This window comes from Streptomyces sp. NPDC048288, from assembly GCF_043201555.1.
In the GTDB taxonomy this organism is placed as follows: domain Bacteria; phylum Actinomycetota; class Actinomycetes; order Streptomycetales; family Streptomycetaceae; genus Streptomyces.
On the sequence record NZ_JBICZD010000001.1, the window covers coordinates 1,276,990 to 1,302,440 of the forward strand.

Here is a 25,451-nt window from a genome sequence, read left to right on the forward strand (position 1 = left end):
TCCCCTGACGATCGTCGAAGCGCTTCAACCACGTGTATGCAGCAAGCGCTTCCTGCACCCGCTGTAAGCGTCCCATCGCGAACGGAGAACAGGTCATGGCCCAAGCCGCAGCCGTGGCGAAACCGCCCGCGCCACCCCGGCGGCGGCGTGCCTCGGCGACACCGCGCAGACTGCCGTATCTGCTGATCGCGCCGGCCGCCCTGCTGATGCTGGGCTTCATCGCCTACCCGGTGCTCAGCGTCTTCTACTACAGCCTGCAGAACTACAACCCGACCAAGCCCTGGCGGAACGGGTTCGCGGGCCTCGACAACTTCACCCAGGCCTTTGCCCACGACCCGCAGTTCTGGGACACGCTGACCTTCAGCGCCCAGTGGGTCGTGGTGGAAGTCGGGCTGCAGCTGCTGTTCGGACTCGCGCTGGCGCTCATCGTCAACCAGACGTTCGTGGGGCGGGCGCTGGGCCGGGCGCTGGTCTTCTCGCCGTGGGCCGTCTCCGGTGTGCTCACCTCCGCGATCTGGGTGCTGCTCTACAACTCCCAGACGGGCATCACGCGTTACCTCGCCGACGCGGGCATCGGGTCGTACGGCACCAGCTGGCTCTCCGACACCTCGACCGTCTTCCCGGCGGCGGTGGTCGCCGACCTCTGGCGAGGCGTCCCCTTCTTCGCGATCCTCATCCTCGCCGACCTCCAGTCCGTCTCCAAGGACCTGTACGAGGCCGCGGAGGTCGACGGGGCGAGCCGGCTCAAGCAGTTCTGGCACATCACGCTGCCGCACCTCAAGGACGCCATCGTCCTGTCCACGCTGCTGCGCGCGGTCTGGGAGTTCAACAACGTCGACCTGCTCTACACCCTGACGGGCGGCGGACCCGCGGGCGAGACCACGACCCTGCCGCTCTACATCGCCAACACCAGCGTCGACGCCCACAACTTCGGCTACGCCTCCGCCCTGACCACCGTGGCGTTCGTGATCCTGCTCTTCTGCTCGGTGGTCTATCTGCGGCTGAGCAAGTTCGGAGGCGAGACGAAGTGATCACCGAGATCGCCCCCACGGCACAAGCCGCCGTGTCCGAACCCGCCCGGCCGGGGAAGCGGCGCCGCGCCTGGGACGAGGCTCCCCGCTGGCAGATCTACCTCCCCCTCGGGATCTACCTCCTCTTCACCCTGGTCCCCTTCTACTGGATCCTGCTCTTCGCGCTCCGCCCGGCCGGCTCCACCTCCCTCGTCCCCTGGCCGGTCACCTTCGACCACTTCCAGAAGGTGTGGACCGAGCGCAGCTTCGCCACCTACTTCACCAACAGCGTCTACGTCGGCGTCGCGACCCTGGTGCTGACCACCGTCGTCGCCCTGGCCGGCGGCTACGCCCTGGCCCGCTTCGACTTCCGGCTCAAGCGCGGCTTCATGCTGGCCCTGCTCTGCTCCCAGTTCGTGCCGGGCGCGCTGCTCCTGGTCCCGCTCTTCCAGATCTTCGCCAGACTCCAGATGATCAACTCCCTCGGCAGCGTCATCATCGCCGAGACCGTCTTCCAGCTCCCGCTGTCGATGATCCTGATCAGCGGCTTCATCAGGAACGTGCCGTACTCCCTGGAGGAGGCCGCCTGGGTCGACGGCTGCAACCGGTTCACCGCGTTCCGGATCGTCGTCCTCCCGCTGCTGCGGCCGGGGCTGATCGCGGTCGGCTCCTTCGCCTTCGTGCACGCCTGGAACCACTTCCTGTTCGCCCTGATGTTCCTCTCCGACCAGAGCAAGCAGACCATCCCGGTCGGCCTCAACACCCTGATGAGCGCCGACAGCGTCGACCTGGGCGCGCTGGCCGCGGGCGGGATCATCGCCGCCGTACCCGTCGTGATCGTCTTCGCCTTCATCCAGAAGTGGCTGATCACCGGCTTCAGCGCGGGGGCGGTGAAGGGATGACACGCCTCGCGGGACACCTCATGAGACGCCTCCGGGGCCGACCGGGCCGGACGCTTACCCTGCACGCAAAGATCGACGACGCAGGGAGGACACCATGACCATCGACATCGTCCTGGCGGGCGCGCGGGGCCACGGCCGCTGGCACCTGGAGAACATCCGGCGGCTGCAGGAGAAGGGGGTCGTACGGCTCGCGGGCATCTGCGAGCTGACCCCGCTGGGCCCGGACGAGCTGCCCGAGGGCCTCGGACAGCCCGCCCAGTCCGCCGACTTCGGCACCCTCCTCGACGAGACCGGCGCCCGGATCGCCGTGATCTGCACCCCGATCCCCACCCACACCGACCTGGCGCTGGCCGCGGCCGAGCGGGGCGTGCACCTGCTCCTGGAGAAGCCGCCGGCGCCGTCGTACGCCGAGTACCGGCGGATGGCCGACGGGGTCGCCAAGGCCGGGGTGGTGTGCCAGATCGGCTTCCAGTCGCTGGGCTCGCACGCCGTGCCCGCGATCCGCAAGCTGATCGAGGAGGGCGCGATCGGCGCGGTGTCGGGCGTCGGAGGGGCGGGCGCCTGGGCCCGCGCCGAGTCCTACTACCGGCGCGCGCCCTGGGCCGGCAAGCGCCGCCTGAACGGGGTCGACGTCGTCGACGGCGTCCTCACCAACCCGCTCGCGCACGCCGTCGCCACCGGGCTCGCGCTGCTCGGCACCACCCGCGCCGAGGATGTCACCGGCATCGAGACCGAACTGCTGCGCGCCAACGACATCGAGTCCGACGACACCTCCTGCGTCCGCGTCTCCACCCGGCGCGGCCCGGTCACGGTCGCCGCGACGCTCTGCGCCGAGCAGCCGGGGGACCCGTACGTCCTGGTGCACGGCGCCGGCGGCCGGATCACCTTCTGGTACAAGCAGGACCGGGTGCTGGTGCAGCGGGCCGGACACGGCCCCGAGGAGACCGAGTACGGCAGCACGGACCTGCTGGAGAACCTCGTCGACCACCTCACCGACGGCGCCGAGCTGCTGGTCGAGCCGGACTCGACGGGTGCCTTCATGAAGGTCGTTGAAGCGATTCGACTGGCCGACGACCCGGCCGTCCTGCCCGCCGGTACCTGGCGCCTCCTCCCCGAGGAGGACCGCCGGGTGGTGACCGGCATCGACGGACTGGTCGCGGCCGCCGCCGACACCCTCGCCCTCTACTCCGAGCTGGGCGCCCCCTGGGCCACTTCGAAGGAGGTGGGCACATGACGGACGGCAGGACGGACGGCAGGGCGGGTGGCGGGACGGACGGCAGGACGGGTGGCGGGACGGGTGGGGCGGTGCTGCGGGTGGGTGGGCGGCCGGTGGGCCGCTATGTGACATACCACAGGCTCCCCGCCCGTCTCTCCCCGCGCCCCCACCTCCACCCCGTCACCACCCTGGCCGGCACCACGGTCACCGAGCTGACCCCGGCCGACCACACCCACCACCTCGGCGTCGGTGTCGCCGTTCCCGACGTCGAGGGGTACAACTTCTGGGGCGGGCGGACCTATGTACGGGACCGGGGCCCGACCGAGCTGGACAACCACGGCACCCAGCACCACGTGGCCTTCCAGCTCAGCGACCCCGACGGCTTCGTGGAGGAGCTGCGCTGGGCCGCCGGCGGGGCGGACCTGCTGCGCGAGCGGCGCACCGTCGCCGCCACCGAACTCACCGCCACCGCCTGGGCGCTGGACTTCACCTTCTCCCTCACCAACGTCAGCGGCGGACCGCTCTCGATCGGCAGCCCCGCCACCAACGGCCGCCCCGGCGCCGGTTACGGCGGTTTCTTCTGGCGGGCCCGCAAGGAGGCCGTCGCCCCGGACGTGTTCACGGCGGACCGGGAGGGCGAGGCGGCGGTGCACGGCCGGAGCGCCGACTGGCTGGCGCTGGCCGGCGCCGACTGGACGCTCGTCCTCGCGGGGGCCACCGAGGACACCCGCCGCGACCCCTGGTTCGTCCGCACCACCGAGTACCCGGGCGTCGGCTCCTCGCTGGCCGCCGCCGCACGGCTGCCGATCCCGGCCGGCGAGACCGTCGTACGCCGGATCGTCACCGTCGTCGCCGACGGCCGCCCGGGCCGGGACGAGGCGGCCACGCTGGTCCGCAAGGCGGTGGCCCAGTGACGACGTACCCGCAGTCCCGGATCGGCCTCGCCTAGTCCGCACCTCCGTCACCCCGTTGGGAGCCGCAATGCCGCACCTCCGTAGCAAGCGCTTACCAGATCAAGGGCCGACTTCCCCCACACCCGCACCTGTCCGCTGGATCCCGAAGCAGAGACCCGGAGAAGAGAGCCGACCGATGAAGAGCAGCATTCGCAGAAGCAGGCGCGCGGCCCTCGCCGTCGCCCTGGGTTCCGTGCTCGCGCTGACCGCCACCGCCTGCGGCGACGACGGCAGCGGCAGTGCGGGGGACAAGGGCGGCGAGGGCTCGGGCAAGGGCACGATCACCTTCTGGGACAACAACGGCGGTGTCCGCACCGACGTCTGGAAGCAGATCATCGCCGACTTCGAGAAGCAGAACCCCGACATCAAGGTCAAATACGTCGGCATTCCCGCCGCGAGCGCCCAGTCCAAGTACGACACCGCCATCCAGGGCGGCGGCCTGCCCGACGTCGGCGGTGTCGGAACCGCGATGCTCGCCGAGGTCGCGGTCCAGGGCGCGCTGGAGCCGCTGGACAGCCGGCTCGCGAAGAGCTCGCTGAACGGCAAGCTGAACCAGAAACTGCTGGACAGCAGCCGGGCCGCGGGCGGCGGCGACAAGCTGTACCAGGTCCCGACCTCGTCCAACAACGGTGTGCTGTGGTACCGGACCGACCTTTTCAAGAAGGCGGGGCTGGACGCGCCGACGACGTGGACGAAGTTCTATGCGGCCGCCGACAAGCTCACCGACAAGGGCAAGAACCAGTTCGGGTTCACCATTCGGGGCGGTGAGGGGTCGATCGCGCCGGCGCTCGACGCGTCGTACAGCCAGAGCGGGATCACCTCGTTCTGGAACGGCGACAAGACCACGGTCAACGACCCCAAGAACGTCACCGCGTTGGAGAAGTACGTCGCGCTGTTCAAGAAGGACACCCCGTCCGCCGACGTCAACAACGACTTCACCAAGATGGTCGCCCAGTGGGACAGCGGCACGATCGGAATGCTGAGCCACAACCTGGGGTCGTACCAGGACCATCTGAAGGCGCTGGGCGCGGACAAGTTCCGGGGGCTGCCGAATCCGACGCAGGACGACGGCACGCGCGTACAGATCTCCAATCCCGTCGACGGGCTGAGCGTTTTCAAGTCCAGCAAGAACAAGTCGGCCGCGTGGAAGTTCGTCGAGTTCGCGGTGTCGCACGAGGAGAACTCGAAGTTCAACGAGTCGGCGGGGCAGATTCCGGCGAACACGGAGGCCGCCCAGGACGCGTGGATCCAGAAGGCCGAGCCGACGAAGCTGGCGGCCGAGGCGCTGAACGGGGCGACGACGAAGATCGTGCAGCTTCCCTACTACCTGCCGGACTGGAACACCATCTCCAAGGCCGACAACGAGCCGAACTTCCAGAAGGTGCTGCTCGGGAAGATGACGGCGAAGGAATTCCTGGACACGTTGGCCGACCAGCTGAACAAGGCCCAGGCGGACTGGAAGGCCCATCACTGAGAGCGGTTGTGGGGAGCTGCGTGCGGGTCCGTTGTGGCTGGTCGCGCAGTTCCCCGCGCCCCCAAGACAAAGACCTGAAAGGTGCACCCTTGTGTCCCTTACGCGCAGGCAGGTGACTTCCGCGGCTCTCGCCGCCGTGCCTCTCGTCGGTCGGTCTCCCGCGAGGAACTCTCGAACCCTCTACATCGCCGGTGATTCCACCGCCGCCCAGAAATACGCCGACGCGGCTCCGGAGACCGGGTGGGGAATGGCGCTTCCCTTCTTCCTCCGGAAGGAAGTCGGTGTCTCCAACCAGGCCGTGAACGGCCGGAGTTCCAAGAGCTTCGTCGACGAGGGGCGGCTGGAGGCCATCCTCGCCACCATCCGGCCGCACGATGTGCTGCTCGTCCAGTTCGCGCACAACGACGAGAAGAGCGCCGATCCGACCCGGTACACCGAGCCGTGGTCGACGTACCAGGAGTATCTGCGGATGTATGTCGACGGGGCGCGGGCGCGCGGTGCCCGGCCCGTGCTCGCCACCCCGGTCGAGCGCAGGAAGTTCGATGCCGACGGCAACGCCGTGCCGACCCATGGCGACTACCCGGCGGCGATGCGTGCGCTGGCCGGGCAGGAGCGCGTGGCGCTGCTCGACATCGAGGCGCTGTCGCTCGCGCTGTGGCAGTCGCTCGGGGTCGAGGCGACCAAGACGTACTTCAACTGGACCGACACCGAGCAGGACAACACGCACTTCAACCCGCCGGGGGCCATCGCCGTGGCCCGGCTCGTGGCGCAGGAGCTGCTGCGCACCCGGGTGCTGGCCCGGCACGACGTCATCCGGCTGCACGAGGACATACCGACGTCCTGGATCACCTGGCCACCCGCATAGCCGAGGAGAACCGCACAGTGCGTACACAGATATGTCATGGACGCGTCATTGGCGCGCTGGCCGGTTGCACGGCTCTCGTCCTGGCCGCGACCGGGACCGCCCAGGCCGCCGCCCCGCACCGGACCGCGCTCGACCGCCAGGTGCTCGCCGCGAACGACGGCTGGGGCTCGGCGACCACCGGGACCAGCGGCGGGTCCGCCGCCGACGCCGCGCACGTCTACACCGTCACCACCTGGGACGAGTTCAAGGCCGCCCTCGCCGACGGCGGCAGCGCGCCGAAGATCGTCAGGGTCGTGGGGACCATCGACGCGGACGGGCCGAGCTGCGACTCGTTCGCCGTGCCCGGCTACGACTTCGCCGCCTACCTCGCCAAGTACTCACCGGAGGCCTGGGGCCACTCCACCACCCTGGACAACGAGCCCGACGACAGCCCGGAGGGGCTGCGCCGCGCCTCCCAGGCCCAGCAGGACGCCTACATCAAGGCCTACGTCCCGGCCAACACCACCATCGTCGGCGTCGGCAAGGACGCCGGCTTCAAGGGCGCCAGCCTGCAGATCAAGGCCGTCGACAACGTCATCGTCCGCAACCTGAGCTTCGAGAGCCCGCTCGACTGCTTCCCGCAGTGGGACCCCACCGACACCGCCGACGGCAACTGGAACTCCGAGTACGACAGCGCGGTGATCTACGGGGCGACCCATGTCTGGATGGACCACGACACGTTCACCGACGGCGACCACCCGGACAGCACACTGCCGTACTACTTCGGGCGGATCTACGAGCAGCACGACGGCGAACTGGACATCGTCAAGGGCGCCGACTACGTCACCGCCTCCTGGAACGTCTTCGAGGACCACGACAAGACGATCCTCATCGGCAACAGCGACAGCGCCTCCACGGCGGCCGTCGACCGCGGGCACCTCAAGGTCACCTTCCACCACAACCTGTTCGCCAACCTGGTGGAGCGGGCTCCGCGGGTGCGGTTCGGGCAGGTCGACTCCTACAACAACCACTTCGTCGCCGAGGACGGCTACGGCTACAGCTACGGCATCGGCATGGAGTCCCAACTCGTCGCCGAGCACAACGCGTTCACCCTCGCGGACGGGATCGGCGCCGGCACGATCCTGAAGAAGTGGAAGGAGGCGCCGCTCACCGCCGACGACAACTACGTCAACGGTGAACCGACGGACCTCATCGCCGTCCACAACACCGAGGTCCCCGGCGAGATCCTGCAGTCCGGCGCCGGCTGGACCCCGACCCTGCGTACGCGGATCGACCCGGCGCAGGCCGTGCCGCGCGTCGTCGACTGCGGCGCGGGCGCCGGCCGTCTGCGCTGACATCCTCCGGGGCCGGGGCAGCGCGCGCCCCGGCCCCCACACCCCCCACGGCAAAGGACGTACCGCCACCCCTCCTTCTTCGCCACCGTCAAGGAGCACCCGCATGTCCTCGCCCCACCTTCCCCTGCCCAGACGGGGTTTCCTGCTCGCGAGCGCCGGGGCGGGCGCCGCGCTCGGCCTGGCCGCCCTCCCCGCGCACGCCTCGGGCCGCCCCTTCGGCCGCTACGGCTCCCCGCAGCACCGCCGCACCCCGCAGACCCTGTACGTCGACCCGTACGGGCGGGGCGACTTCACCACCGTCCAGGCCGCCGTCACCGCCGCCACCGGCAGCGGCTGGACCCTGGTCCTCGCCCCGGGCGTCTACCGGGAGACGGTCGCCGCCGACACCACCCGCACCGGGGCCACCTGGATCGGTGCCTCCGAGAACCCCCGTGACGTCGTCATCGTCCACGACAGGGCGGCCGGCACCCCCAAACCGGGCGGCGGGACGTACGGCACCACCGGGTCCGCCACCGTCACCGTGCAGGGCGACGGCTTCACCGCCCGCTGGATCACCTTCGCCAACGACTGGCTGCGCGCCGACCACCCCGACATCAGCGGCACCCAGGCCGTGGCCCTGAAGGCGCAGGGCGACCGCAGCGCCTTCCACCACTGCCGGTTCCTCGGCCACCAGGACACCCTGTACGCCGACTCGACGGCCCTCGGTGTCTTCGCCCGGCAGTACTTCGCGCACTGCTACGTCGAGGGCGATGTCGACTTCGTCTTCGGGCGGGCCACGGCGGTGTACGAGGGCTGCCACTTCCGCACCCTGGACCGCGGCGACCTCGCCGCCGCCCCGTACGGGTTCGTCCTCGCGCCCTCGACGGCGGGCGCCAACCCGCGCGGCTACCTGGTGAGCCGGAGCCGGGTGAGCAGCGCGGCCCCGGACGCCTTCTACAAGCTGGCCCGGCCCTGGGTGCCCAGCTCCGACACCACCGCCCGCCCCGCACTCGTCGTGAGGGACACCGTCCTCGGCCCCGGGATCGACGCCGTCGCCCCCTACACCGACATGTCGGCGAGCTTCCCCTGGCAGTCCATGCGGTTCGCCGAGTACCGCAACAGCGGACCGGGCGCGGTCGTCTCCGTCCCCGAGAACCGGCCCCAACTCACCGACGAGCAGGCCGGGTCGGCGACCCGGGAGAGCTACCTCGGCGACTGGACCCCGTGGCAGGGGTGCTGACATGCCGACCCGACGCACACTCCTCGCCGCCGCCGGTGCCGCGCTGGCCATGGGCTCGGCCACCGGCTTCACCCGCGACCGCCGTGTCCTGCACGTCCGCCCCGGTGACTCCGTGCAGGCCGCCGTGGACGCGGTGGCCGGGCCCGGACGGACGATCGTCGTGCACCCCGGTACCTACCGCCAGGTCGTCAACGTGCCTGCGGAGAAAGCTGAGTTGACGATCCGGGGCGCCGGCCGTGATCCGCGGGCCGCCGTCATCGTTTACGACAACGCCAACGGGACGCAGCGGCCGGACGGTTCGGGGACCTACGGCACGGCCGGCTCCGCCACCTTCACCTCGGCGGCTCCGGGGCTGGTCGTCCGCGACCTCACCCTCGCCAACGACTGGCTGCGCGCCGACCACCCCGACATCACCGGCACCCAGGCCGTTGCCGCGTACCTGACCGGGGACCGCACCCACTTCGAGAACGTCCGGCTCCTCGCCCACCAGGACACCCTCTTCGCGGACACCGCCGCCCTTGACTCCTTCGGCCGGCAGTACTTCCACGACTGCCACATCGAGGGCGATGTCGACTTCGTCTTCGGGCGGGCGCGGGCGGTGTACGAGCACTGCCGCTTCCGCACCCTGCCACGGGACGTGGCCTTCACCCCCAAGGGCATGGTGTTCGCCCCCTCGACCGCCCGTGCGAACCCGTACGGGTACCTCGCCGTCCACTGCCGGTTCTCCTCCGGCGCGGAGGACGGGGCGTACAAGCTGGCGCGGCCCTGGGTGCCGACGTACGAGACCACCGCCTGGCCCTCGCTGGTCGTGCGGGACAGCCTCATCGGCCCCGGGATCGACCCCGTCGCGCCCTACACGAACATGCGGGACGCCTACCCCTGGCAGTCCATGCGGTTCGCCGAGTACCGCAACTCCGGGCCGGGCGCGGTGATCACCGTCCCCGGGAACCGGCCCCAGCTCACCGACGCCGAGGCGCTGTCGCACACCCCCGCGGCCTACCTCGGCGACTGGCAGCCCCAGCGCATTCCCTTCCCCTGATCGACGAAAGGACCCGCACGTCATGCGTCGACTCAGCACCTTCACCGCGCTCGCCGTGACCACGGCCTCGCTCGGACTCGCCGTCATCGCCACCCCGGCCCACGCGGCGACCGTCGTGGTCAGCAACTCCACCGACCTGACCAGCGCCATCAAGAACGCCACCGCCGGCGCGGTCATCCAGGTCCGCGGCGGCACCTACTACCCGACGGCCACCCTCCAGTCCACGGCCAACGGCACCTCCTCCGCACCGATCACGCTCACCGCGTACGGCTCGGAGACCGTCAAGATCGACGGTTCCTCGCTCGCCGCCGGCTCCTGGATCTTCAAGCTGACCGCGGACTACTGGAACGTCTCCAACATCACCTTCCAGAACTCCCCGGACAGCGCGGTGGTCTGCCAGTCCTGCACCGGTACCAACTGGAGCAACATCAAGACCATCAACGGCGGCGACTCCGGCTTCACGCTCACCGGCGACGGGACCGTGAACAACACGGTCAAGAACCTCGACTCGTACGGCAACTACGACGCCGCCACCCACGGCCAGAACGCGGACGGCGTGGCCATCAAGTTCGGCTCCGGCACCGGCAACCTGGTCACCGGCGCCCGGCTGTACAACAACTCGGACGACGGGATCGACCTGTGGTCCTTCTCCTCGCCGGTCACCATCGAGCACACCTGGTCCTTCGGCAACGGCGTCAACCGCTGGGGCGACTCCGCCTTCGAGGGCAACGGCAACGGCTACAAGCTGGGCGGCAACGGCGTCACCGTCGCCCACGTCGTCAACAACTCCGCTGCCTGGGGGAACGCCGGCAACGGCTTCACCGAGAACTCCAACACCGGCGCGATCGTCATCAACCGCACCACCGCCTACGCCAACAGCGGCTGGGGCTACTACTTCGCGACCAGCGCGGCCCGCCTCGGCAAGAACCTCGCGGTGAGCAACGGCAGCGGCTCGGTGAGCAAGGGCTCGTCGGTGGTCTCGGCCGGCAACAACTGGGACAGCGGCATCTCCACGCCGTCGTTCGTCTCCACGGACGCCTCCACCACGTACAACGCCCGTAAGTCGGACGGCTCCCTGCCGTCGACGACGTTCCTCACCACCGGCAGCAGCACGATCGGCGCCACGATGAACTGACCGGAATCCGCGGTCCGGGGCGCTTGACCCGGTTTTTGCCTGTGGATGAGATATCGATCAGGCAACGGGTCTCGCGCCCACCGGGGTGACGCGCGTAGAACTCCTGTCATGCATAAGTCACTTCGGATCGCGGCGATCACCGCCGCCTGTGCCGTCGCGGGGGGCGCCCTGTACGGCGCCGGTGCCGCCACCGCCGGTCAGTCGACCGCGAACTCCACCCACGAGCCGTACAACATCGGGCTCCTGGTGAAGGACATCGACACCTACTACGGCACCACCGCCGACGCCAACGGTGTCTACCAGGCGTCCGCGGACAGCCCGTACGCCAAGGACCTCGCGCGCATCGACGCGGCCGCCAGGCGCCAGATCGACCAGGCCGCGCGCAAGGCGCACCACCGGGGCGAGAAGCCCGCGGTCGTCTTCGACATCGACGACACGCTGCTGCTCAGCCTCGACTACGAGAAGCGCTACAACTACACGTACAACTCGACCACCTGGGCCGACTACGTCAACAAGGCCGACCGGCCGGGCGTGTTCGGCAGCGCCGAGCTCGTGCGGTACGCGGCGGGCAAGGGCGTGGAGGTCTTCTACAACTCCGGTCTGAGCGAGGCGCAGCGCACCGCCGCCGTGGAGAACCTGAAGAAGATCGGCGCCGACGTCAACCTCGACTCCGCGCACATGTTCCTCAAGGACAAGGCCAACCCGCCGTCCTACCTGAGCGCCTGCGCCACCCCGGGCACCTGGACCTGCACCACCGTGCAGTACAAGTCCGGCACCCGCAAGCACATCGAGGACGACCTCGGCTACGAGATCGTCGCCAACTTCGGCGACCAGTACTCGGACCTGGACGGCGGCTACGCGGACCGCACGTACAAGCTGCCGAACCCGACGTACTTCGTGTCCTGACGAAAGTTTCCCCGCCGCCGTGGCAACCCTTTCCGGCCACGGCGGCGACAGGGAGACAGAAACGGGCCGGGGCGGCCCCTCCGGCCCGTTTCGCCCCCCTCGTCAGTACGTCCCGTCAGGGGCGTCAAGGAAAGGAACGGCCAGTGCGCTTCAGCACCGGACGCCACCGCAGGACGCGTACCCTCTCGATCGCCGCGGCGGTGGCCGTCGCCGCGGGAGCGGGCGGCGTCTACCTCGGCCTGTCGAACGGCGGTGCCCAGGCCGCCGGCAGCACGGTCACCGTCTCCACCACCGCACAGCTGGAGTCGGCCGTCGCGAACGCCGCCGCCGGTGCCGTCATCCAGGTGCGCGCGGGCACGTACTACCCGACCGCCACCCTCAAGTCGACGGCGAGTGGCACGAGTTCCGCCCGGATCACCCTTGAGGCCTACGGCAGCGAGAAGGTGAGGATCGACGGCTCCAAGCTGCCCGCCGGCTCCTGGCTCACCGGGATCTACGGCAGCTACTGGACCGTGCGGAACCTCACCTTCCAGAACTCCCCGGCCCAGGGCTTCGTCGTCACCTCGTCCACGGGCGGCATCTTCAACAACCTCGTGACCGCGAACAACGGCGACTCAGGGTTCACCCTGCGCGGCGACAACACGGTGAACAACCTCGTGCAGAACCTGGACAGTTACGGCAACTACGACAAGGCCGGGCACGGGCAGAACGCCGACGGGATCGCCATCAAGTTCGGCTCGGGCACGGGCAACAAGGTGACCGGCGCGCGCCTTTACAACAACTCGGACGACGGCCTGGACCTCTGGCAGTTCTCCTCGCCGGTCAGGATCGAGCACAGCTGGGCCTTCGGCAACGGCAAGAACCGGTGGAACGACTCCGCGTTCGAGGGCAACGGGAACGGGTTCAAGCTGGGCGGTGGCGGCGTCGCCGTCGCGCATGTCGTCAACGACGACGCGTCCTGGGACAACACGCTCAACGGGTTCACCGAGAACTCCAACACCGGCGCGATCGTGCTGAACCGGAACACGGCGTACGCGAACGGCGAGGCCGGGTTCTTCTTCCAGACCGGCAAGTCGCGGCTGGCGCGGAACCTGTCGGTGGGCAACAAGGGCGGCAAGGCCACGCTCGGCTCCGCCACGGTCTCCGCCGCGAACAACTGGGACAGCGCCGTGAGCGCGCCGACGTTCAGGTCGACGGACGCGACGACCGCGTACGGCGTCCGGGGCTCCGACGGCTCGCTGCCCGCCACGACCTTCCTGACCACGGGGTCCACCACCATCGGGGCGACCATGGACTGAGGCCGGTCCGTGCCCGAGGCTCACGGTTCCCCGCGCCCCTGCCGCTTCTTCTGGGGGCGCGGGGAACCGTGTTCGAACGGCCGCTGTGGACGGCATGTTCCCGGACCTCACCACCGGGGGTCGTACCGCCGCCCTCGCGACCGCCGGGGCGAGCCGGTTCGCCGCAGTACGGCCGGGCTCGCCCGTCGCTTCCCGGTCGCCGCCGGCGGGGAAAAGGTTGCCGCGCCCGCACAATTTCTTCCGGCCGTGCCCGCGGGACTTCTCTACGAGTCGCCGTCGGCTGTCGTGTGGGTCGCGAAGTCGCCGGTCACCGCGTACTGCTTGCCGTCCGCGCCGCCGGTGATCGTGTAGCTGTCCTTCTTGGCGTCGCGGCCGCCCTGCTGGTGGTTGTACTGGCCCGCGAACACCCACTCGCCGACGGCGACCTTGCTGCCCGGCTTGAGCGTCCACGTGTAGACCAGGAACCCGTCCTGCTCGGCCACCGTCTGCGTGAAGTCGTTCTCCGGCAGCGAGCGCCAGGCCCCGGCGTCGGACACCCCGCCGGTCTGGGCGACCTTCAACTGCACCGTGAGCGAGGTCAGTTGCCGCGAGGCTTTCAGGGTCACGTCGGACTGGGCCCAGAAGTCGTTGCTGTGCGGGTCCACCGAGCCGTCCGACCACAGCGGGCCGTCCTCCTCGCCCTTCGCGACGGGCGTGACCGGGGTGGCGGAGGCCTTCGGGGTCGACGAGGGCGGCGCGCTCGCCCGCGGGGAGGAGGCCGTGGCGGACGTGCTGGGGGCCGGCGGGGCGGCCGAGTGGGACGGCGGGCGCGAGGTCGCGTCCGGGGACCCGGAGGGCGCCGGAGACACCGCGACCGTCTTCTCGGTGGGCGGGTCCTTCACGGCCGAGGCGACCGCGTAGCCGCCGACCCCGAGCACCGCGGCGACCGCGGCCGTGGCGCTGACCACCCGGATCCAGCCGAACACGGGCGGCAGGGTGGCGCGATGGCCGGTGCGGGCCTGTGGTGCCATGCCCCGCTCGACCCGGGCCAGGATGCGGGCGCGGTCCGGTTCGTGCGCCTCGGCCGCCTCGTGCAGCCGGGCGCGCAGCTCGTCGTGCACGTCCTGCTGCCTCATCGGTTCCTTCCTCCGCTCTGACCCGCGCGCGGCGCCATCGCCGCGTGCACCCGCTGCGGAACGCTCTGGTCGCCCAGGAGCTTCTGCAGCTCGGCCATGCCCTTCGACGTCTGGCTCTTAACCGTACCCACCGAGATTCCGAGGGCGAGAGCGGTGTCCTTCTCCGACAGGTCGAACGCGTGTCGAAGCACCACACACGCCCGTTTGCGGAAGGGCAGGCGGCGCAACGCCCCCTGGACGTCCACCACCCCGGCGACATCGGGGTTCTCGGTCTTCTCCTCGCGCTGCGACCAGAACAGGGCGATACGGCGCCGCTCGCGCACGGCGCTGCGGATGCGGGTGCGGGCCAGATTGGCGACGACACCCCGGGCGTAGGCCACCGGGTGGTCGGCCGCGCGCACCCGGTCCCAGCGGTGCCAGAGGGCCAGCAGCGCGTCGGCCGCCAGGTCGTCGGCCGCGTCGGACTCACCGGTCAGCATGTAGGCGAGACGGGAGAGCTCCGCGTAGTGGCGTTCGAAGAAGGCATGGAACTCCACGGAGGCGGCGTCGTCGACGACTGTGCCCACGGGTGACCTCTTCTGTCGGGGTGCTTCTGGCAGGGTGCTTGTGTCATGCAGATGACATGTGAACGTCCGAAGAGACGTTTCGGCGAGATCCGGAGCGTAGCAGTGGTCATTTCGTGTGCTTCGTACGGGGGTTCGGTGTGCCCAGCCTGATTCCGTAACACGGGGAAAACCTGAAACTGGTTCAACGCGGGAACAATCCAGCCAGCATCCGCACACGAACGCTCAGTCGACGAGGAGTACGACCATGTCCGAGACGCAGAAGGTGGACCCGCCGCGCGGCGCGGCGCCACCTGCCGGGAACAGCGTCGACCGGTTCTTCAAGATCTCCGAACGGGGGTCCACCTTCGGCCGGGAGATACGCGGCGGCTTCGCCACGTTCTTCACCATGGCCTACATCCTTGTCCTGAACCCCATCATCCTCGGCAGCGCCAAGGACAAGTTCGGCCACAGCCTCGACACCGGCCAACTCGTCACCGCCACCGCGCTGGTGGCCTGCGTGATGACGATCATCATGGGCGTCGGCGGCAACCTGCCCCTCGCCATCGCCGCCGGTCTCGGCCTCAACGCCGTCGTGGCCTTCCAGCTGGCGCCGCTGATGAGCTGGTCCGACGCGATGGGGCTGGTCGTCCTCGAAGGCCTGCTGATCTGCGTGCTCGTGGTGACCGGTCTGCGCGAGGCCATCATGAACGCGATCCCGCAGCAGATGAAACAGGCGATCGGCGTCGGCATCGGCCTGTTCATCGCGTTCATCGGCTTCGTCGACGCCGGGTTCGTCAGCCGGATCCCGGACGCCGCGCAGACCACGGTGCCGGTGCAGCTGGGCGCCGTCGGCCGGCTCACCGGCTGGCCCGTACTCGTCTTCTGTCTTGGCGTGCTCCTGACCATCGCGCTGGTCGCCCGCAAGGTGAAGGGCGCGATCCTGATCAGCATCGTCACCATGACCGTCGTCGCGATCGTCATCGACTCGGTCGCCGACATCAAGAGCTGGGGCCTGACCACGCCGAAGGTGCCCGACAAGATCGTGGCCGCCCCCGACTTCGGGCTCGTCGGTCACTTCAGCCTGTTCGGCGGCTTCGCCAAGGCCGGTGTGCTCACCGCCGTGCTGCTGGTCTTCACCCTGATCCTGTCCGACTTCTTCGACGCCATGGGCACGATCGTCGGCATCAGCGCGGAGGCCGGGCTGCTCGACGACAAGGGGCAGGTGCCGGGCATCGGGCGGGTGCTGTTCATCGACGGCGCGGCGGCCGTGGCCGGCGGCATCGGCTCGGCCTCCTCCAACACCGCGTACATCGAGTCGGCGGCCGGGGTGGGGGAGGGCGCCCGCACCGGCTTCGCCAACCTGGTCACCGGCGGCCTGTTCGGGCTCGCGCTCTTCCTCACCCCGCTGCTGACCATCGTCCCGCTGCAGGCGGCGGCGCCCGCGCTGATCGCCGTGGGCTTCCTGATGATGACCCACGTCAAGCACATCGACTGGGACAAGTACGAGATCGCCATCCCGGCGTTCCTGACGATCGCCGCGATGCCGTTCACCTACTCCATCACGGACGGCATCGGGGCGGGCTTCGTGTCGTACGTCGTCATCAAGGCGGTGCTGGGGAAGGCGAAGGAGGTCAACTGGCTGCTGTGGGTGGTCTCGGCGCTGTTCCTGGTGTACTTCGCGATCGATCCGGTGGAGCAGGTGCTGGGCGTGAAGTAGGTGACGCTGCGCGACCGGCCGCGGGTTCGTCGTGGCTGGTCGCGCACACGCGGCGGAGCCGCATATTGATACAGCCCCGCGCCCCTTGGGGGGCGCTTCAGCTCGGGGCGTCTACTTGAGAGCCGCTTCCATCATCGCCTTCGCCACCGGCGCCGCCAGCCCGTTGCCGCTGACCTCGGACCGGGCCGCGTCGGACTGCTCGACCATGACCGCCACGGCGACCTCCTTGCCGGTGCTGTCGGACTTGCCGTAGGACGTGAACCAGGCGTACGGCGTCTTGCTGTTGTTCTCGCCGTGCTGGGCCGTGCCCGTCTTGCCGCCCACGGTCACGCCGTCGATCCGCGCGTTCGTGCCCGTGCCGTCCTCGACGACCGTCTGCATCGCGGACTGCAGCTGCTCGGCGGTCGAGGAACTGACGATCTCCTTGCTGCTCGCCTCGTCGTCGTAGTTCTTCAGCACGTCGCCGCCGCTGTCGGTGATCTGCGAGACCATATGCGGCGAGACCAGCTTGCCGCCGTTGGCTATGGCGGCCGACACCATGGCCATCTGGAGCGGGGTCGCGGTGACGTCGAACTGACCGATGCCGGAGAGGCCGGTCTGGGCCTTGTCCATGTCCTTGGGGTAGACGCTGGTGTAGGCGCGCACCGGGACGTCCAGCTTGTCGTCGTTGAAGCCGAACTTCTCGGCCATCGCCCGCACCTTGTCCTGGCCCAGGTCGACGGCCATCTTGCCGAAGACGTTGTTGCAGGAGAAGCGCAGGGCGGTACGGATCGAGGCGTCCTCGCAGGGCGCCGAGGTGTTCTCGTTCTTGAGCGGGGTGACCGTGCCCGGCAGGGTGTACGGGTCGGGGCTGTCGGTCTTGGTGTCGACGTTCGCGTAGAGCCCGTCCTCCAGCGCCGCCGCCGCGACCACCAGCTTGAAGGTCGAACCCGGCGGCAGCGGCTGGCGCAGCGCCCGGTTGGTGAGCGGCTTGTCGCTGTCGGCGTTCAGCTTCTTCCAGGCCGTGCCGGCGGTGTTGGCGTCGGTGAGCGAGGAGGGGTCGTACGACGGGGTCGACACCACCGCCAGGATCTTGCCGGTCTTCGGGTCCATGGCGACGGCCGCGCCCTTGTTCGTGCCGAGCGCCTTGTACGCCGCCTTCTGGACGGCCGGGTCGATCGTCGTGACCACGTCACCCGGGTCGGCGCGCCGGTCGGTGACCGTGTCCATGGCGGTCTTGAGCCGGGTGTCGGTGCCGTTGAGCAGGTCCTGGTAGATGCCTTCCAGCTGGGTCGGGGCATAGCTCTGCGAGGCGTAGCCCGTCACCGCCGCGTACAGCTTGCCGTCCGTGTACGTGCGCTTGTACGTGAGATCGCTGTTGCCCGAGGACCTCGTCGAGCCGGTGATCGCCTCACCGGCCACGATGATGTTCCCGAGCGGCTGTGAGTACGTCTCGATGACGTTGCGCCGGTTGTGCGTGTCGTCCGCGAGGGCCTGTCCGTCGTAGAACTGCACCCATGTCGCCCTGACCAGCAGGGCGAGCACGAGCAGCAGCGCGAAGACGGAGGCTCGCCTGATCGTCTTGTTCATCCCACTCGGACAGACGAGCGAAGGCGGGGTGTTCGTTCCCCCGGAGCCGATTTCTCATGGTCCGCTCATGCGGCGGACGCCTGTCTCACAGCCTGCGCGTCGCCAGTGTGAGGCGGTCCCGTGCGTCGAACAGGGCGTCCTTGATCATCTGTTCGTGGGCGGGGGTGAGGCGGGCCACCGGGACCGAGCAGCTGATCGCGTCGCGGGCCGGGGTGCGGTACGGGATCGCCACGCCGAAGCAGCGCAGCCCCAGCGTGTTCTCCTCGCGGTCGATCGCGAAGCCCTGCTCGCGGATCTGGTGGAGCTCCTCGATGAGCTTCTCGCGGTCGGTGAGGGTGTGCTCGGTGAGCGCCGGGAGGGTCTCCGGCAGCAGCTTGCGGACCTGCTCGTCGGTGTGGGTGGCGAGCAGCGCCTTGCCGAGCGAGGTGGAGTGCGCGGGCAGGCGGCGGCCGACCCGGGTGAAGGGGCGCAGGTAGTGCTGCGACTGGCGGGTGGCCAGGTAGACCACGTTGGTGCCGTCCAGGCGCGCCAGGTGGATGGTCTCCGTGGTGTCGTCGGAGAGCCGGTCCAGGGTCGGCCGGGCCGCAGCGACCACCTCGTCGCCGTCGATGTACGAGGTGCCGACCAGCAGCGCCCGCACCCCGATGCCGTACCGGGTGCCGGTCGCGTCCGTCTCCACCCAGCCCAGTTCCACGAGGGTGCGCAGCAGCATGTAGAGGCTGGACTTGGGATATCCGACGGCCTCCTGGACCGCCGCGAGGGAGTGCATACCGGGCCGGCCGGCGAAGTACTCGAGCAATTCCACGGTCCGCACCGCGGACTTGACCTGCGCCCCGCCGCCTGTCTCGCCTGCCGACATCGCCCTTGACCCCTTCGTTGGACGGGAAATAGTCTCCAACAGCATATTCATCATCAGAGACAGCGTTCAGTATATCGAACATCCCTGGTGAATGACCCGGATACTGCGGCACTAACGCAATACATGGAGGGACCCGCGGTGGCAGCAGCACCAGTCTGGAGTGTCGACCCGCGCACCGGGAAGCAGCGTGAACAGGTTGCGGTGGAGGCCACAGCCGAAGAGGTGGACGCCGTCGTCACGGCCGCGCACGCCGTACGCGGTTCCCTCGCCGACCGCACGGTCCGCGCCGCCTTCCTGCGCTCGGCCGCCGCCGGACTCGACGCGGCCAAGGACCGGCTGGTCGAGGCCGCCGACGCGGAGACCGCGCTGGGCCCGGTCCGGCTCACCGGCGAACTCGCCCGCACCGTCTACCAGCTGCGGGCCTTCGCGGACATCGTCGACGAGGGCGCCTTCCTCGACGTCATCATCAACCACCCCGACGCCACCGCCACCCCGCCCATCCCGGACCTGCGCCGCTACAAGGTCCCGCTGGGCGTCGTCGCCGTCTACTCGGCCTCCAACTTCCCCTTCGCGTTCTCCGTCGCCGGCGGCGACACCGCGAGCGCGCTGGCCGCCGGCAACCCGGTCGTCGTCAAGGCCCACCCCGACCACCCGGCGCTGTCCGAGCTGGTCGCCAAGGTGCTGCGCCGGGCCGCCGCCGAGCACGGCATCCCGGACGCGGTCCTCGGACTCGTGCACGGCTTCGAGGCCGGCATCGAACTGATCAGGCACCCGCTGGTCGCCGCGGCCGGCTTCACCGGCTCCATCCGCGGCGGACGGGCGCTGTTCGACGCGGCCGCCGCGCGACCGGTGCCGATCCCGTTCCACGGCGAGCTGGGCTCCCTGAACCCGGTCCTCGTCACGGAGGCCGCGGCCACCGAGCGCGCCGAGGAGATCGGCACCGGGCTCGCCGGGTCGATGACCCTGGGCGTCGGGCAGTTCTGCGTCAAGCCGGGCCTGGTCCTGGTACCGGCCGGTGCCGCCGGTGACGGCCTGGTCAAGTCCCTCACGGACGCGGTCAGCAACACCGACGCGGGCGTGCTGCTCGACCACCGGATGCGGGACAACTTCATCGCCGGGGTCGCCGAGCGCGGCGAACTCCCCGACGTGGACAGCCCGGTGACGCCGGGGGCGGGCGGCGAGCACACCGTCAGCGCGGGGTTCCTCACGGTGGCGGCGAGCCGGCTGGCCGAGGCCGGGGCGTACGACCTGCTGCTGGAGGAGTGCTTCGGGCCGGTGACCGTGGTGGTCCGTTACGAGGACCGGGGCGAGGCGACGGCGGTGCTGTCGCGGCTGCCGGGCAACCTCACGGCCACCGTCCATGTCTCCGACGGGGAGGCCGCGGGGGAGGGGCTCGGCGCGGAGATCCTCGCGGAGCTGACGCCGCTGGCCGGGCGCGTGCTGGTCAACGGGTGGCCGACGGGGGTGGCCGTGGCGCCGGCCCAGCATCACGGCGGGCCGTACCCGGCGACGACGTCCACGTCGACCTCCGTGGGCGGGACCGCGATCGAGCGGTGGCTGCGGCCGGTGGCGTACCAGGGGGCGCCGTCGGCTCTGCTGCCGGCGGAGTTGAGGGACGAGAATCCGCTGGGGCTTCCCCGGCGGTTCAACGGGGTGCTGGAGCGGTAGCGCCGTGGGGGTGCGGGGTGCGCTGCGGAGTGCCGGTTCGATGTGGTTGCTCGCGCAGTTCCCCGCGCCCCTGACGGGGCGCGGCTGCTGACACAATCTGACCATGGACGTGGAACTTCCCGAACTTCCTTTCCCCCTCCGTACCTATGGGCCCGACGGGCACTGGTTCTACGAGGACGGTGTGCTCACCGGGTGGGCCGGGGCCCGGCAGGACCGGTTCGTGTCGCCGACCGGGGAGGCGCTGGATCCTGCTTCCGATGCGCCCCGGCTCCTTGGGGCGCCCGAAGGGGACTTCCAGCTGATCGCCCGGGTCACCGTCGGGTTCGGTGCCGCCTTCGACGCCGGGGTGCTCTACGTGCACGTCGGCGACCGGGCCTGGGCCAAGCTCTGTCTGGAGAACTCCCCGGACGTGCCGACCGTCTGCACGGTGGTCACCCGGGGGCACTCCGACGACTCCAACGCCTTCACGGTGGAGGGCAGTTCGGTGTGGCTGCGGATCAGCCGGACCGGGCGGGCGCTCGCCTTCCACGCCTCCCGCGACGGCAAGAAGTGGGTCTTCGTCCGGCTGTTCACCCTGGGCGGCGAGAAGGAGACGGGGGGCGCGCTGGTCGGCTTCATGACGCAGTCGCCGATGGGGGAGGGGTGCGTGGTGACGTACGACCACCTCGAGTTCAGGACCGACTGGCCGGCCGATCTGCGCGACGGCAGCTGACCGGGAACGCCGGGGCGGCGCGGCGGCGGGGAACCGGCGCGGGCCCGGGCGCGTCCTCCGTTGCATGATCAGTGACCGTGTGCGTGGACTCCGTGTGATCCGTACGGCGCTGTCCGCCGAGGCGGAGAAGATCGCCGCGCTGCACCACCGGGCCCGCTCGACGTACTACCCGGACGGGCTGCCGGACGACGGGATGGACTGGACGGCCGCCTGGCGCTCCGCCGTCGAACGGCCCGACGGGCAGGTGCTGTGCGCGGTCGAGGCGGGCGAGATCATCGGCGTCGCCTCGTTCCGGCCCCCGGAGGGCGCCCCCGCCGAAACGGTCAAGCTGTTCCAGTTCCATGTCGACCCCGGGCGCTGGCGGGCCGGCATCGGCACCGCCCTGCACACCGCCTGTGTGGAGCAGTGGCGGGCCGAGGACAGGCGGACGGCAGTCCTGGACGTGCATGTCGACAACCGGCGGGCCCAGGCCTTCTACGCCCGGCAGGGCTGGGTGCCGGACCCGGAGCAGCCGCCCGCCGAGGACGACCACCATCTGTATTTGCGGTACGCGGTGCGCGGGGAATGAAGCGGGGAACGACGGGGGAATGAAGCGGGCTGGTTGAAGGTTCAGGTAGTTCGGAGACGTCCCCTTCACTACCTGGAGAGCCGAGAACATGCGCGTCGAGATCTGGAGCGACATCGCCTGCCCGTGGTGCTACGTGGGCAAGGCCCGCTTCGAGAAGGCCCTCGCCGCCTTCCCGCACCGTGACGAGGTCGAGGTCGTGCACCGCTCCTTCGAGCTGGACCCCGGCCGTGCCAAGGACGACGTCCAGCCGGTGCTCGCCATGCTCGGCAAGAAGTACGGCATGAGCGAGGCGCAGGCCCAGGCGGGCGAGGACAACCTGGGCGCGCAGGCCGCCGCCGAGGGTCTCGACTACCGCACCCGGGGCCGTGACCACGGCAACACCTTCGACCTGCACCGGCTGCTGCACCTCGCCAAGGCGGAGGGCCGCCAGGACGAGCTGGTCCAGATCCTCTACCGGGCGAACTTCGCCGAGGAGCGGTCCCTGTTCACCGAGGGCCCCGAGCGGCTCGTCGAGCTGGCCGTGGAGGCCGGGCTGGACGCGGCGGCCGTGCGTGAGGTGCTCGCCGACCCGGCCGCCTACGCCGACGAGGTCCGCGCCGACGAGCGCGAGGCCGCCGAGCTCGGCGCGAACGGGGTGCCGTTCTTCGTGCTGGACCGGAAGTACGGGGTCTCGGGCGCCCAGCCCACCGAGCTCTTCGCCCAGGCGCTCGGCCAGGCCTGGGACGCGCGTTCCCCGCTGAAGCTCATCGACGAGGGCGGCGCCGAGGCCTGTGGGCCGGACGGGTGCGCGGTCCCACAGCACTGAGAAAGGGCAGGTCGGGGCGGTCGTATAAGCAGCGCTTAGCGGTTCCGCGTATTGATGCGCAATGGACGGGGGGTTCCGTGGGCCGCAGAGTGGACGCATGGAGACCACGGAGACGTTCGAGAGCCTCGTCCGCGCCGAGTTCACCCCGCAGAGCACCTTTCTCAACACCGCCAGCAGCGGCCTGCTGCCCGCCCGTACCGTGGCCGCCCTGCACGCGGCGGCACTGCTGCGGGCCGAGGGGCGGCCGCTGACCTCCCTGTACGAGGACGTCGAGGCGTGCCGGGCCGGATACGCCCGGCTTGCCGGTGTCCCGCCGACCCGGGTGGCGGTCGGCGCCTCGGTCGCCGCGCACACCGGCGTGATCGCCGCCTCGCTGCCGGTCGGCGCCGAAGTGCTCACCGCCGAGGACGACTTCACCTCCGTACTGAACCCCTTCCACGTCCGCGGCGACCTCAAGGTCCGCGCGGTGCCGCTGGAGCGGATCGCCGAGGCCGTCCGCCCGGACACCGCCCTGGTCGCGGTCAGCGCGGTCCAGTCGGCGGACGGCCGGATCGCCGACCTGCCCGCGCTGCGCGAGGCCGCCCGCACCCACGGGGCGCGCACCTACGTCGACTTCTCCCAGGCCGCCGGCTGGCTGCCGATGGACGCCGACGCCTTCGACTTCACCGCGTCCGTCGCCTTCAAGTGGCTGCTCGGCCCGCACGGCGTGGCCTTCCTCGTGCTCCCCGAGGACTTCGGCGGCCTGACCCCGCTCCTCGCGGGCTGGGTCGCGGGCGAGGAACCGTGGGACAGCTGTTACGGCCCGGTCGCCGAACTCGCCCACTCCGCACGGCGGTTCGACCTCACCCACGCCCTGTTCACGTGCGCGGGCCTGCGCCGCTCGCTCGACCTGATCGAGGAACTCGGCCTGGCCGCCGTCCACACCCACGACGTGGGCCTCGCCGACCGGTTCCGGGCCGGGCTTGCGCGCCTCGGGCACGAGCCGGTGGCCGCCCCCGGTTCCGCGATCGTCTCGGTCCCCGGGCTCGGCGGCCGGCAGCCCGAGCTGAGCCGGGCGGGCATCGAGGTCTCCAACCGCGCCGGCAACCTGCGGGCCGCCATCCACCTGTACAACACGCCCGCCGACGTGGACCGCCTGCTGGACGTCCTGGCCGGCTGACCGACGGCACGGCCGGGCCGGGACCCCCCGTCCCACACGAGGAGATCCCGGCCCGGCGGCTCACGGAGCGGTCACCTCACGGGCGTGAAGTCCCGCGCGCCGATGAACTCGGGCCGGCGGACCGGCGCCGCGAACGGCTCCACCGCCGCGTTCTCCACGCTGTTGAACACGATGAAGACGTTGCTGCGCGGGAACGGCGTGATGTTGTCGCCCGAGCCGTGCATGCAGTTGCAGTCGAACCAGGTCGCCGAGCCGGCCCTGCCGGTGAACAGCTTGATGCCGTACTCGCCCGCCATGGCGGTGAGCGCCTCGTCGGACGGGGTGCCCGCGTCCTGCATCTGCAGGGACTTCTTGTAGTTGTCCCTGGGCGTGGCGCCGGCGCAGCCCAGGAACGTCTTGTGCGAGCCCGGCATGATCATGAGCCCGCCGTTGGTGTCGTGGTTCTCGGTCAGCGCGATCGAGACCGACACGGCCCGCATGTTCGGCAGGCCGTCCTCGGCGTGCCAGGTCTCGAAGTCCGAGTGCCAGTAGAAGCCGCTGGCCCCGAACCCCGGCTTGACGTTGATCCGCGACTGGTGGACGTACACGTCCGAGCCGAGGATCTGCCGGGCCCGGCCGACCACCCGCTCGTCGTGCACCAGGTTCGCGAAGATCTCGCTGATCCGGTGCACCTCGAAGACGGACCGGATCTCCTGCGACTTCGGCTCGATGATCGAGCGTTCGTCGGCCCGGACCGCCGGGTCGGCGACCAGTCGCTCCAACTCCTGCCGGTAGACGGCGACTTCGTCGTCGGCGATCAGCTGCTCGACGGCGAGGAAGCCGTCGCGGTCGAACGCCTCCAGCCGGTCCGTGGCGAACGGCCCGGGCGCGCCGGGCGCCGACCAGACGACCGGGTCCTTGCGGGGGACGGTGACCTCGACGGGACCACGGCTCGGGTACAGGTCGGTGATCGTGGTCATGGTCAGCCCTCCTCCGTCAGCAGGGGATAGACGCCGTTCTCGTCGTGGTCCTCCCGCCCGGTGACCGGCGGGTTGAACACGCAGACGCAACGGAAGTCCTCCTTGACGCGCAGGGTGTGCCGTTCGTGCCCGTCGAGGAGGTACATGGTCCCGGGCGTGATCGTGTACGACGTCCCGGTCTCGCGGTCGGTCAGCTCGGCCTCGCCCTCGACGCAGACGACGGCCTCGATGTGGTTGGCGTACCACATCGACGTCTCGGTGCCCGCGTACAGGATCGTCTCGTGCAGCGAGAAGCCGACCCGCTCCTTGGCGAGGACGATGCGTTTGCTCTCCCAGGTACCGGACGCGGACCTCACATGCCGGTCGGTGCCTTCGATTTCCTTGAACGATCGGACGATCACGGTTCTGCGATGCCTCCTAGCTG

The 25,451-nt window shown here is 70.2% G+C and carries 24 protein-coding genes; 18 read left to right on the forward strand and 6 right to left on the reverse strand.

The features are described 5' to 3' along the window. The first annotated feature begins 95 nt into the window (after nucleotides 1-95). The 12 genes from ACGFZS_RS05730 to ACGFZS_RS05785 all read left to right on the forward strand — a co-directional run bounded on the left by ACGFZS_RS05730 (nucleotide 96) and on the right by ACGFZS_RS05785 (nucleotide 13,351). On the forward strand, nucleotides 96-1,031 hold the full coding sequence (locus ACGFZS_RS05730) for a carbohydrate ABC transporter permease (protein WP_393794003.1): 936 nt from the start codon (nucleotides 96-98) through the stop codon (nucleotides 1,029-1,031). After that, nucleotides 1,028-1,912 carry a carbohydrate ABC transporter permease gene (locus ACGFZS_RS05735; protein WP_393794004.1) on the forward strand — a complete coding sequence of 295 codons (885 nt, stop codon included), beginning with the start codon at nucleotides 1,028-1,030 and terminating at the stop codon, nucleotides 1,910-1,912. The genes ACGFZS_RS05730 and ACGFZS_RS05735 overlap by 4 nt, the downstream gene beginning before the upstream one ends. 94 nt (nucleotides 1,913-2,006) lie before the next feature. Further along, on the forward strand, nucleotides 2,007-3,146 hold the full coding sequence (locus ACGFZS_RS05740; RefSeq protein ID WP_393794005.1) for a Gfo/Idh/MocA family protein: 1,140 nt from the start codon (nucleotides 2,007-2,009) through the stop codon (nucleotides 3,144-3,146). Continuing rightward, nucleotides 3,143-4,042, forward strand: coding sequence for a PmoA family protein (locus tag ACGFZS_RS05745; RefSeq protein ID WP_393794006.1), 900 nt, complete (start codon nucleotides 3,143-3,145; stop codon nucleotides 4,040-4,042). Before ACGFZS_RS05740 ends, ACGFZS_RS05745 begins: the two co-directional genes overlap by 4 nt. 175 nt (nucleotides 4,043-4,217) lie before the next feature. After that, entirely contained in the window at nucleotides 4,218-5,555 is a 1,338-nt protein-coding gene (locus tag ACGFZS_RS05750; RefSeq protein WP_393794007.1) for an ABC transporter substrate-binding protein, read from the forward strand. Nucleotides 5,556-5,646: 91 nt separating this feature from the next. After that, nucleotides 5,647-6,420 (forward strand): rhamnogalacturonan acetylesterase, encoded by a 774-nt coding sequence (locus tag ACGFZS_RS05755; RefSeq protein ID WP_393794008.1) that lies wholly within the window; start codon nucleotides 5,647-5,649, stop codon nucleotides 6,418-6,420. A gap of 17 nt (nucleotides 6,421-6,437) precedes the next feature. Beyond that, a complete protein-coding gene (locus ACGFZS_RS05760) occupies nucleotides 6,438-7,754 on the forward strand; it encodes a polysaccharide lyase family 1 protein (RefSeq protein WP_393794009.1) in 1,317 nt (438 codons plus the stop codon). Nucleotides 7,755-7,857: 103 nt separating this feature from the next. Further along, on the forward strand, nucleotides 7,858-8,973 hold the full coding sequence (locus ACGFZS_RS05765; RefSeq protein WP_393794010.1) for a pectinesterase family protein: 1,116 nt from the start codon (nucleotides 7,858-7,860) through the stop codon (nucleotides 8,971-8,973). Nucleotide 8,974: 1 nt separating this feature from the next. Then, nucleotides 8,975-10,012, forward strand: a complete 1,038-nt coding sequence (locus ACGFZS_RS05770) for a pectinesterase family protein (protein WP_393794011.1) — start codon at nucleotides 8,975-8,977, stop codon at nucleotides 10,010-10,012. Between the two features lie 22 nt (nucleotides 10,013-10,034). Further along, nucleotides 10,035-11,147, forward strand: coding sequence for a chondroitinase-B domain-containing protein (locus ACGFZS_RS05775; RefSeq protein ID WP_393794012.1), 1,113 nt, complete (start codon nucleotides 10,035-10,037; stop codon nucleotides 11,145-11,147). Nucleotides 11,148-11,255: 108 nt separating this feature from the next. Further along, on the forward strand, nucleotides 11,256-12,053 hold the full coding sequence (locus ACGFZS_RS05780) for an HAD family acid phosphatase (protein WP_393655733.1): 798 nt from the start codon (nucleotides 11,256-11,258) through the stop codon (nucleotides 12,051-12,053). Between the two features lie 143 nt (nucleotides 12,054-12,196). Beyond that, nucleotides 12,197-13,351 (forward strand): right-handed parallel beta-helix repeat-containing protein, encoded by a 1,155-nt coding sequence (locus ACGFZS_RS05785; RefSeq protein WP_393794013.1) that lies wholly within the window; start codon nucleotides 12,197-12,199, stop codon nucleotides 13,349-13,351. Nucleotides 13,352-13,614: 263 nt separating this feature from the next. On the opposite strand, the gene ACGFZS_RS05790 is transcribed toward ACGFZS_RS05785, so the two are convergent. Continuing rightward, the gene (locus ACGFZS_RS05790) at nucleotides 13,615-14,466 is read right to left on the reverse strand and encodes a hypothetical protein (RefSeq protein WP_393794014.1); all 852 of its coding nucleotides are present in this window, start codon (nucleotides 14,464-14,466) and stop codon (nucleotides 13,615-13,617) included. Next, complete coding sequence (locus ACGFZS_RS05795) at nucleotides 14,463-15,032, reverse strand: SigE family RNA polymerase sigma factor (RefSeq protein ID WP_359220655.1); 570 nt, start codon at nucleotides 15,030-15,032, stop codon at nucleotides 14,463-14,465. The genes ACGFZS_RS05790 and ACGFZS_RS05795 overlap by 4 nt, the downstream gene beginning before the upstream one ends. Before the next feature lie 244 nt (nucleotides 15,033-15,276). Between ACGFZS_RS05795 and ACGFZS_RS05800 the strand changes: the two genes are divergently transcribed. Continuing rightward, entirely contained in the window at nucleotides 15,277-16,728 is a 1,452-nt protein-coding gene (locus ACGFZS_RS05800; protein ID WP_393655741.1) for an NCS2 family permease, read from the forward strand. A 111-nt stretch (nucleotides 16,729-16,839) separates the two neighbouring features. Here ACGFZS_RS05800 and ACGFZS_RS05805 read toward each other — a convergent pair whose 3' ends face one another. Both ACGFZS_RS05805 and ACGFZS_RS05810 read right to left on the reverse strand, forming a co-directional pair. Further along, on the reverse strand, nucleotides 16,840-18,297 hold the full coding sequence (locus tag ACGFZS_RS05805; protein ID WP_393794015.1) for a peptidoglycan D,D-transpeptidase FtsI family protein: 1,458 nt from the start codon (nucleotides 18,295-18,297) through the stop codon (nucleotides 16,840-16,842). An 85-nt stretch (nucleotides 18,298-18,382) separates the two neighbouring features. Beyond that, nucleotides 18,383-19,156: an IclR family transcriptional regulator gene (locus ACGFZS_RS05810; protein WP_351694752.1), complete on the reverse strand. Its 774-nt coding sequence runs from the start codon at nucleotides 19,154-19,156 to the stop codon at nucleotides 18,383-18,385. 138 nt (nucleotides 19,157-19,294) lie between these two features. Between ACGFZS_RS05810 and ACGFZS_RS05815 the strand changes: the two genes are divergently transcribed. The 5 genes from ACGFZS_RS05815 to ACGFZS_RS05835 all read left to right on the forward strand — a co-directional run bounded on the left by ACGFZS_RS05815 (nucleotide 19,295) and on the right by ACGFZS_RS05835 (nucleotide 24,068). After that, complete coding sequence (locus tag ACGFZS_RS05815; RefSeq protein WP_393794016.1) at nucleotides 19,295-20,824, forward strand: aldehyde dehydrogenase (NADP(+)); 1,530 nt, start codon at nucleotides 19,295-19,297, stop codon at nucleotides 20,822-20,824. A gap of 103 nt (nucleotides 20,825-20,927) precedes the next feature. After that, on the forward strand, nucleotides 20,928-21,536 hold the full coding sequence (locus ACGFZS_RS05820) for a DUF1349 domain-containing protein (RefSeq protein ID WP_359220646.1): 609 nt from the start codon (nucleotides 20,928-20,930) through the stop codon (nucleotides 21,534-21,536). Between the two features lie 64 nt (nucleotides 21,537-21,600). Further along, a complete protein-coding gene (locus ACGFZS_RS05825) occupies nucleotides 21,601-22,104 on the forward strand; it encodes a GNAT family N-acetyltransferase (RefSeq protein ID WP_365680833.1) in 504 nt (167 codons plus the stop codon). Nucleotides 22,105-22,192: 88 nt separating this feature from the next. Then, a complete protein-coding gene (locus ACGFZS_RS05830) occupies nucleotides 22,193-22,909 on the forward strand; it encodes a DsbA family oxidoreductase (protein ID WP_393655750.1) in 717 nt (238 codons plus the stop codon). 97 nt (nucleotides 22,910-23,006) lie between these two features. Next, nucleotides 23,007-24,068: an aminotransferase class V-fold PLP-dependent enzyme gene (locus tag ACGFZS_RS05835; protein ID WP_393794017.1), complete on the forward strand. Its 1,062-nt coding sequence runs from the start codon at nucleotides 23,007-23,009 to the stop codon at nucleotides 24,066-24,068. A gap of 71 nt (nucleotides 24,069-24,139) precedes the next feature. On the opposite strand, the gene thpD is transcribed toward ACGFZS_RS05835, so the two are convergent. Then, the gene (gene thpD / locus ACGFZS_RS05840) at nucleotides 24,140-25,027 is read right to left on the reverse strand and encodes an ectoine hydroxylase (RefSeq protein WP_393794018.1); all 888 of its coding nucleotides are present in this window, start codon (nucleotides 25,025-25,027) and stop codon (nucleotides 24,140-24,142) included. Between the two features lie 2 nt (nucleotides 25,028-25,029). Then, entirely contained in the window at nucleotides 25,030-25,428 is a 399-nt protein-coding gene (locus ACGFZS_RS05845) for an ectoine synthase (protein ID WP_355727268.1), read from the reverse strand. Nucleotides 25,429-25,451: the final 23 nt, after the last annotated feature.

Coding starts and splice junctions, on each gene's coding strand:
- ACGFZS_RS05730 (WP_393794003.1), top strand. CDS start 96: ATGGCCCAAGCCGCAGCCGTGGCGAAACCGCCCGCGCCACCCCGGCGG.
- ACGFZS_RS05740 (WP_393794005.1), top strand. CDS start 2,007: ATGACCATCGACATCGTCCTGGCGGGCGCGCGGGGCCACGGCCGCTGG.
- ACGFZS_RS05745 (WP_393794006.1), top strand. CDS start 3,143: ATGACGGACGGCAGGACGGACGGCAGGGCGGGTGGCGGGACGGACGGC.
- ACGFZS_RS05750 (WP_393794007.1), top strand. CDS start 4,218: ATGAAGAGCAGCATTCGCAGAAGCAGGCGCGCGGCCCTCGCCGTCGCC.
- ACGFZS_RS05765 (WP_393794010.1), top strand. CDS start 7,858: ATGTCCTCGCCCCACCTTCCCCTGCCCAGACGGGGTTTCCTGCTCGCG.
- ACGFZS_RS05770 (WP_393794011.1), top strand. CDS start 8,975: ATGCCGACCCGACGCACACTCCTCGCCGCCGCCGGTGCCGCGCTGGCC.
- ACGFZS_RS05775 (WP_393794012.1), top strand. CDS start 10,035: ATGCGTCGACTCAGCACCTTCACCGCGCTCGCCGTGACCACGGCCTCG.
- ACGFZS_RS05780 (WP_393655733.1), top strand. CDS start 11,256: ATGCATAAGTCACTTCGGATCGCGGCGATCACCGCCGCCTGTGCCGTC.
- ACGFZS_RS05790 (WP_393794014.1), bottom strand. CDS start 14,466: ATGAGGCAGCAGGACGTGCACGACGAGCTGCGCGCCCGGCTGCACGAG.
- ACGFZS_RS05800 (WP_393655741.1), top strand. CDS start 15,277: ATGTCCGAGACGCAGAAGGTGGACCCGCCGCGCGGCGCGGCGCCACCT.
- ACGFZS_RS05805 (WP_393794015.1), bottom strand. CDS start 18,297: ATGAACAAGACGATCAGGCGAGCCTCCGTCTTCGCGCTGCTGCTCGTG.
- ACGFZS_RS05810 (WP_351694752.1), bottom strand. CDS start 19,156: ATGTCGGCAGGCGAGACAGGCGGCGGGGCGCAGGTCAAGTCCGCGGTG.
- ACGFZS_RS05820 (WP_359220646.1), top strand. CDS start 20,928: ATGGACGTGGAACTTCCCGAACTTCCTTTCCCCCTCCGTACCTATGGG.
- ACGFZS_RS05825 (WP_365680833.1), top strand. CDS start 21,601: ATGATCAGTGACCGTGTGCGTGGACTCCGTGTGATCCGTACGGCGCTG.
- ACGFZS_RS05830 (WP_393655750.1), top strand. CDS start 22,193: ATGCGCGTCGAGATCTGGAGCGACATCGCCTGCCCGTGGTGCTACGTG.
- ACGFZS_RS05835 (WP_393794017.1), top strand. CDS start 23,007: ATGGAGACCACGGAGACGTTCGAGAGCCTCGTCCGCGCCGAGTTCACC.
- thpD (WP_393794018.1), bottom strand. CDS start 25,027: ATGACCACGATCACCGACCTGTACCCGAGCCGTGGTCCCGTCGAGGTC.